This window comes from Cellulomonas septica, from assembly GCF_012396155.1.
Classification (GTDB): domain Bacteria; phylum Actinomycetota; class Actinomycetes; order Actinomycetales; family Cellulomonadaceae; genus Cellulomonas; species Cellulomonas septica.
Genome location: NZ_JAAXOY010000127.1, coordinates 1 through 7,182 on the forward strand (window position 1 = coordinate 1; position 7,182 = coordinate 7,182).

Here is a 7,182-nt window from a genome sequence, read left to right on the forward strand (position 1 = left end):
CGTCGAGCACCGCGGCGCGCTGCGCCTCGGACAGCCGCCCGCGCTCGGTGCCGGGGAGGTACGTGCGGCCGAGCTCGCCCGCGTCGACGCCCAGGTCCCGCAGGAAGTTGATCTTCTGGAACGCGGCCCCGAGCGCCCGCGCACCCGCGACCTGCTCCGCGTCCGGCTCCACGAGCGGCGTCCCGGGCGTGCGGTCGGCGTTGAGGAAGACGCGCAGGGCCGCACCTCGTGAGGTGCGGGTATCTCGTCGAGCACCGCGCCGTCCCCGGTCCCGGTGCCGGACCGCGCCCCGGACGACGCACAGGGCCGCACCTCGTGAGGTGCGGCCCTGTGGGAACCGTGCGGCGCGCCCGTACGGCGCGCGGGCGGGGTCAGAGCGGGCGGACGTGCTCCGCCTGCGGCCCCTTGTCGCCCTGCGTGATCTCGAACTCGACGCGCTGGCCCTCGTCGAGCGAGCGGTAGCCCTGCGTGTCGATCGCGGAGTAGTGGACGAAGACGTCAGCGCCGCCGCCGTCCTGCGCGATGAAGCCGTAGCCCTTCTCGGCGTTGAACCACTTGACAGCACCCTGTGCCATGACCGTTTCCCTCTGTCCAACCGGTGTGACGGCCCAGACCCTCTGCCCGAGCCGTGCCGCAATGCCTCACGTCCTGCACCGGGTGGACCAGCCCTGCGGCTGGAAGGTACCGAAGCCCAGGTGAGCGGGCCGGCGCCGGTCAAACGAGTACGTCACTGCAACGACTGCATCCTCGCACGGTGACCTACGCCACGCCACGATTTCGGGCACGTGCACGACGCGACTCGACAACGATCCGGTAAACGTTCGGTCGCAGAACGGTCGCGACGGCGCTCAGCGGGGGTCGTCGCCGCCCTGCTCGGCGAGAAAGCGCTCGAACTCCGCACCGAGCTCCTCCGCCGTCGGCAGGTCCGTCGTCCCGGCGAGCAGGCTCGTGCGGCCGATGCTGCGGGCGAACGCGTCGTACTGCTCCTCGAGTGCACGCACGACCGTCGAGACCTCCTCGGAGCCCGCGACCTGACGCTCGATCTCCCGCTCGGCGTCCTTCGCCGCGTCGGTCAGCGCCGCGACGCGCAGGTCCAGACCCGTCGCCCGCTCGATCCCCTCGAGCGCCGCGACGCTCGCCTGCGGGTACGACGACTGCGCGAGGTAGTGCGGGACGTGCACCGCGAAGCCCATCGCGTCGTGCCCGGACTGGCCGAGGCGCAGCTCCAGGAGAGCGCTCGCGCTCGCCGGGACCTGGACGCGGCCGAACCACGACGCGTGGTCGGCGACCAGGTCGGGGCGCGTCGCGTGCGCCGTCACGGAGATCGGGCGCGTGTGCGGGATGCCCATCGGCACGCCGTGCACACCGATCGTCAGGGGCACGTCGAAGCGCTCGACGATCTGCCGGACGGCCGCCACGTACCGCTCCCACTGCACGTCGGGCTCGGAGCCGTGCAGCAGCAGGAACGGGACGCCGGCCGCGTCCTCGAGGACGTCGACCACGAGCTCGGGCTCCGCGTAGTCGCTCCACGTCGTGGAGTCGAACGTCATCACCGGGCGGCGCGAGCGGTAGTCGAGCAGCTGGTCGACGTCGAAGGTCACGAGGCGTGTCGTGCCGAGCTCCTCCGTGAGGTGCTCCGCGACGAGCTGCCCCGCGCTGCCGGCGTCGACGAACCCGCGCACCGCGTGCACCAGGACCGGGCCGGAGCCCTCCCGGGCGTGCTCCGCGAGCACCGCAGCCGCCTGCGGGTCGACGTCGTAGATCTCGCTGGGGTCCAACATCGTGGGCGTTCGCCTTCCTCCGACCACCCACCCGCTGCGGGTGGGCCTGCCCGGCACAACGTCGGGACGGTCGGAAGTCTTCCCCGCGCGGTCAGCGACCGGGCAGGCGCACCACCTCGACGAAGAACTCGTCGATCTGGCGGACGACGTCGATGAACCGGTCGAAGTCGACGGGCTTGGTGACGTACGCGTTCGCGTGCAGCGAGTAGCTGCGCACGACGTCCTCCTCGGCCTCCGAGGTGGTGAGCACGACGACGGGGATCGAGCGCAGCGACTCGTCGACCTTGAGCGCCTGCAGGACCTCGCGCCCGTCCATCCGCGGGAGGTTGAGGTCGAGCAGGATGAGGTCCGGCGTCGGGGCCTCGGCGTGCTCGCCCTCCTTGCGGAGGAACTCCATGGCGCTCACGCCGTCGGCCACGACCCACAGCCGGTTGCGGACCTTGTTGTGCTCGAAGGCCTCGCGCGTCATGAGGACGTCGCCCGGGTCGTCCTCGACCAGAAGGACGTCGATGACCTTGGTGCTGGAGGGCACGGGAGCTCCGTTCAGACGGGGAGGGTGTCGCCCACCGGTGCGGGCAACGTCCAGAGGATACGGGTCCCGACGTCCTGCGACGGCTCGATCCAGATGCGGCCGCCGTGGAACTCGACGATCTTCTTGCACAGCGCGAGCCCGATCCCGGTGCCCTCGTAGACGTCCTTGGCGTGCAGCCGCTGGAAGATCACGAACACCCGCTCGGCGTACTGCGCGTCGATCCCGATGCCGTTGTCCCGGCACTCGAGCTCCCACTCGTCGCCGACCTGCCGCGCGCTCACGTGCACGTGCGGCACGCGGTCGGGCGCGCGGAACTTCACCGCGTTGCCGACGACGTTCTGGAAGAGCTGCACCAGCAGCGCCTCCTCGCCGCGCACGGTCGGCAGCGGGTCGTGCGTCACGACCGCGCCCGTCTCCGCGATCCGCTCCTCAAGGTTGTCGACGGCCTCCGCGAACGCGGCGTCGAGGTCGACGTCCGTCACCTCGCCGCCGTGCCGGCCGACGCGCGAGAAGCCGAGCAGGTCGTTGATGAGCCGCTGCATGCGCTTCGCGCCGTCCACGGCGAAGTCGATGTACTGGTCGGCGCGCTCGTCGAGCTGGCCGCCGTAGCGCTTCTGCAGCAGCTGCGTGAAGCTCGCGACCTTGCGCAGCGGCTCCTGCAGGTCGTGGGACGCGACGTACGCGAACTGCTCGAGGTCGCGGTTCGACCGGCGCAGCTCCTCCGCCTGGGCGGTGAGCTGGTCGTGCGCCTCGGCGATCTCGGACCGCGACTGCTCGACGGCGCGCACCTCGGTCACGAGCGCGACGCGCATGCGCTCGACGTCGTCCGCGAGGTCGGCGATCTCGCCCGGGCCCGTCGTGTCGACCGGGTGCGCGAGCTCGCCCGACGCGACCGCCCGGGCGTCCGCCGCGAGCTCGCCGAGGGGCTCCAGCACCCAGCGGCGCAGGGCCACCCAGAGCGCGACGCCGACACCGACCGCCGCGACCACCAGCAGGATCACCGACAGCGCCGCGACGAGCATCCAGTGCGACAGCTCGTCGACGGCCTCCGTGCGGCGGTCCCGCAGGAGGGTGATGTAGGCGTCGGCCTTCGCGCGGGCCTCGTCGAAGAGCTGCCGGCCGGCCTCGATCTCCTCGGTGGTCACGGACGCCGTGCCCTCGGACGCGACCTGCGCCATGGTCGGCTGCGCGAACTCCTCGTTCCAGCGTGCCCCCGCGTCGGCGGCGGCCTGCGCCGCGGCCGTGAGCTCCGGGTCGGCGCCGTGCTCGCGCTCGCGCTCGGCGAGCACGCGGAACGACAGGTCGTCCTCGAGCGCGCGCTGGTACGGCTCGAGCGTCACCTCGTCGCCCGTGAGCGCGTAGCCGCGGACGGACGTCTCGGCGTCGACGAGCTGGATGTACGCGCCGTCGGCCTGGGTGATCGCGTCGAAGTACGTCTGCGTCACGGCGTCCTGCCGCTCGACGACGCGGCCGAGGACGAAGGCCGCGGCGACCACGACGAGCGCGAGGAGGGCGGCCGCCGTGACGAGCAGCGTGAGCAGGCGACGGCGCAGCGTGATGCGCCCGCGGACGCGGGGGACGGTCGGAGCGCTCATGCACCCCACCCGAGCAGGACGACCGCGGCGTCGTCGACGAGGTCGCCGCCGTGCAGCCCGCGGACCTCGTGCAGGACGCGTTCGACGAGGTCGACGGGGTCGCCCTCGGCCCGGTCGTCGACGGTGCCGCGGCGCTCGGTCGCGAGGACGCGGTCGACGACCGCCAGCAGCCCGGCCTTGCCGACGCGCTCCGGTCCGCCGTGCACCGTCGCCTCGAGCAGCCCGTCGGTGTACATGAGGATGCGCCAGTCGCCGTCGAGCTCGAGCCGCTCCGGCTCCCAGCCGCCCTGCACCGGGATGCCGAGCGCGCGGCCCCGGCGCTGCGTCGGCAGGAGCGCTGACGGCGGGCCGAGCAGGAACGGCACGGGGTGACCCGCCTGGTAGAGGTCGGCGCTCGCGCGGTCGGGCGCGACGACCAGCATCGTCGCCGTCGTGAAGACCTCGGGACGCGCGCGCTCGAACGCGAGCACGCGCTCGAGCAGGCCGAGGATCTCCCCCGCCGGCGTCCCGGCCAGCACGAGCGTGCGCCACGCGGTGCGCAGCGTCGCGCCGAGCGCGGCCTCGTCCGGGCCGTGCCCGCACACGTCGCCGACGAGCGCGAGCACGTGGCCGTCGGGCAGCTCGACGACGTCGTAGAAGTCCCCGCCGAGGAGCCCGTCGCGACCCGCGCGGTAGCCCACCCGGACCTCGAGGTTGTCGTCGCGCACGGCCGGCGTCGGCAGCAGCGCCCGCTCGAGGCGCGTCGTCTCCTCGGCGCGCACCAGGCTCCGGTACAGCGCGCGGTCCGTCTCCTCGAGCCGGCGGCGCTGGACGGCGTACCGCACCGAGCGCGACAGCAGCTCGCCGTCGACCTCGCCCTTGACGAGGTAGTCCTGGGCACCGGCGGCGACGGCCTGGACACCCGCGTCGGCGCCCGACAGGCCCGTGAGCACCACGACCGCGGGAGCACCGGCCCCGAGCAGGCGCTCGAGCGCACCGATCCCCATCGCGTCGGGCAGGCCGAGGTCGAGGAGCACGCAGTCGACGTCCAGACGTTCGAGCGCCTCGTCGAGGGAGCGCACCCACACGAGGTCGACCGGGAGACCGGCGTCGCTCAGGTGCTCGCGCACGAGGAGGGCGTCGCCGTCGTCGTCCTCGACCAGGAGGATCCGGACGACACCGTCCCGGGAGCCGACGGGACCGGGCGTGGCGGTGCCGCGGGCGTCGTCGCCCGCGGTCGTCGCGTGGGTCACGGGTCTCCTCTCGTCGGGCTGGGGGAAGCGTAGGCCCCGCGCGGCGTTCGTGCGTCCCCCACCGCCGTGCAGGCCACCGACCGGACGGTGCGAGGCGTCCCCGTCGTGGTGGACAATGGACGGCCGCTTTCGGCGCCCGTCGACCCGACCGGGTGAACGGGCGGCAGGTTCGAGCGGAGCACCGTTCCGCGGACGGAGGATCGCGCACGTGGCAGGAATCGAGGCAGAGCTCGCCGCCGAGCAGCGGACGGTCGACGGGCTCTACGCGCGGCTCGACGACCTGCGCGCGCAGACGCGCGACCGCCTCGCGCGGGTCCGTCGGTCCGGCCCCTCGGGGTCGCCGCAGAACCGCAGCGAGCGCGACGCGTTCGCGACGTTGTACGAGGACCGCGTCGCGCAGCTCGAGGCCGTCGAGGAGCGCCTGGTGTTCGGCCGGCTCGACCTCGAGGACGGCGTGCGCCGGTACGTGGGGCGCATCGGCCTGACCGACGAGGAGCAGTCGCCCCTGCTCACGGACTGGCGCGCACCCGCGGCGCAGCCGTTCTACCGCGCCACCGCCGCGCACCCCGACGGCGTCGTGCGGCGACGGCACGTCGTCACGCGCGGGCGGACCGTCACGGGTGTCGAGGACGAGGTGCTCGACCTCGACCTGCTCGCCGACGGCGACGACACGCGCCTCTCGGGCCTGTCGGGCGAGGGCGCGCTGCTCGCGGGCCTGGCCGCCGGCCGGACCGGGCGGATGGGCGACATCGTCGCGACGATCCAGGCCGAGCAGGACCGGATCATCCGCGACGAGCTCACCGGTGCCCTCGTCGTGCAGGGCGGGCCGGGCACCGGGAAGACCGCGGTCGCGCTGCACCGCGCCGCGTACCTGCTGTACGCGCACCGGCGCGTGCTCGAGCGTTCGGGCGTCCTCCTCGTCGGGCCGAGCCGCACGTTCCTGCGCTACATCGACCAGGTGCTCCCGGCCCTGGGCGAGACGGGCGTGGTCACGACGACCGTCGCCGAGCTCGTCCCGGGCGTCGTCGCGACGGGCACCGAGCCCGAGGCGGTCGCCGAGCTCAAGGGCCGCGCCGTCATGGCGTCGGTCGTCGGGCGCGCCGTCCGCGACCGGCAGCGCGTCCCGGCCGAGGCGACGACCGTGCGCGTCGACGGCCGGACGATCGTCGTGCGGCCGCAGGACGTCGCCTCCGCGATCGCCCGGGCCCGGCGCAACCACCGGCCGCACAACCTCGCGCGCGTCGGCTTCGTCCGCGACATGCTCGCGCGGCTCGCCGAGCAGTACGTGCAGCAGCTCGGCGGTGAGATCCCGCCCGACGAGCGCGGCGAGATCGTCGAGGAGCTCCGCACGACGCGCGAGATCCGGATCGCGCTCAACCTCGCGTGGATGCCGCTCACCCCGGAGAAGCTGCTCGCCGACCTGTGGGCCAAGCCCTGGCGGCTCGAGTCCGCGGCGCCGCAGCTCTCGCCCGCCCAGCGCCGGCTGCTCGCGCGCGACCCCGACGCCCCGTGGACGCCCGCCGACGTGCCGCTGCTCGACGAGGCCGCCGAGCTCCTGGGCGAGGACGACCAGGCGGTGCGCGCGCAGGCCCGCGCGGCGTCCGAGCGCCGCCAGTCGGAGCTCGAGTACGCGCGTCAGGTGCTGGAGTCGACGGGCAGCGGTGCGCTCGTGTCCGCCGAGATGCTCGCCGACCGGTTCGCGTCGTCCGGTCCCGCGCTGACGACCGCGGAGCGCGCCGCCGCCGACCGCAGCTGGACCTACGGGCACGTCGTCGTCGACGAGGCGCAGGAGCTGTCGGCCATGGCGTGGCGCGCGCTGCTGCGTCGCGTGCCCACGCGGTCGCTCACGATCGTCGGTGACGTCGCGCAGACGACCGCCGCCGCCGGGGCACGCGACTGGGCGCGCATGCTCGACCCGGTGCTGCGCTCGTCGTGGCGGCTCGCGGAGCTCACCGTGAACTACCGGACGCCCGCGGTCGTCGCGGACACGGCCCGGCGCGTGGCCGTCGCCGCCGGGCTGCCCGTCAGCCCGCTGACGTCGG

Annotated in this window: 7 protein-coding genes; 1 reads left to right on the forward strand and 6 read right to left on the reverse strand. The window is 74.1% G+C overall.

Going from position 1 to position 7,182, the window contains the following annotated elements:
- The 6 genes from HGA02_RS06990 to HGA02_RS07015 all read right to left on the reverse strand — a co-directional run.
- A partial coding sequence (locus HGA02_RS06990) for a squalene/phytoene synthase family protein (RefSeq protein WP_343035341.1) occupies positions 1 to 172 on the reverse strand: 172 nt, incomplete at its 3' end.
- 199 nt (positions 173 to 371) lie between these two features.
- Positions 372 to 575 carry a cold-shock protein gene (locus HGA02_RS06995; RefSeq protein ID WP_013770758.1) on the reverse strand — a complete coding sequence of 68 codons (204 nt, stop codon included), beginning with the start codon at positions 573 to 575 and terminating at the stop codon, positions 372 to 374.
- Between the two features lie 273 nt (positions 576 to 848).
- Positions 849 to 1,781 carry a proteasome assembly chaperone family protein gene (locus tag HGA02_RS07000; RefSeq protein WP_168678424.1) on the reverse strand — a complete coding sequence of 311 codons (933 nt, stop codon included), beginning with the start codon at positions 1,779 to 1,781 and terminating at the stop codon, positions 849 to 851.
- Positions 1,782 to 1,872: 91 nt separating this feature from the next.
- Positions 1,873 to 2,313 (reverse strand): response regulator, encoded by a 441-nt coding sequence (locus tag HGA02_RS07005; protein ID WP_168678425.1) that lies wholly within the window; start codon positions 2,311 to 2,313, stop codon positions 1,873 to 1,875.
- A gap of 11 nt (positions 2,314 to 2,324) precedes the next feature.
- Complete coding sequence (locus HGA02_RS07010; RefSeq protein ID WP_168678426.1) at positions 2,325 to 3,908, reverse strand: sensor histidine kinase; 1,584 nt, start codon at positions 3,906 to 3,908, stop codon at positions 2,325 to 2,327.
- Positions 3,905 to 5,140 carry a PP2C family protein-serine/threonine phosphatase gene (locus HGA02_RS07015; RefSeq protein WP_425483036.1) on the reverse strand — a complete coding sequence of 412 codons (1,236 nt, stop codon included), beginning with the start codon at positions 5,138 to 5,140 and terminating at the stop codon, positions 3,905 to 3,907. Before HGA02_RS07015 ends, HGA02_RS07010 begins: the two co-directional genes overlap by 4 nt.
- 208 nt (positions 5,141 to 5,348) lie before the next feature.
- On the opposite strand from HGA02_RS07015, the gene HGA02_RS07020 reads away from it, so the two are divergent.
- Positions 5,349 to 7,182: AAA family ATPase (locus tag HGA02_RS07020; protein ID WP_168678427.1), on the forward strand; the 1,834-nt coding region annotated here is incomplete at its 3' end.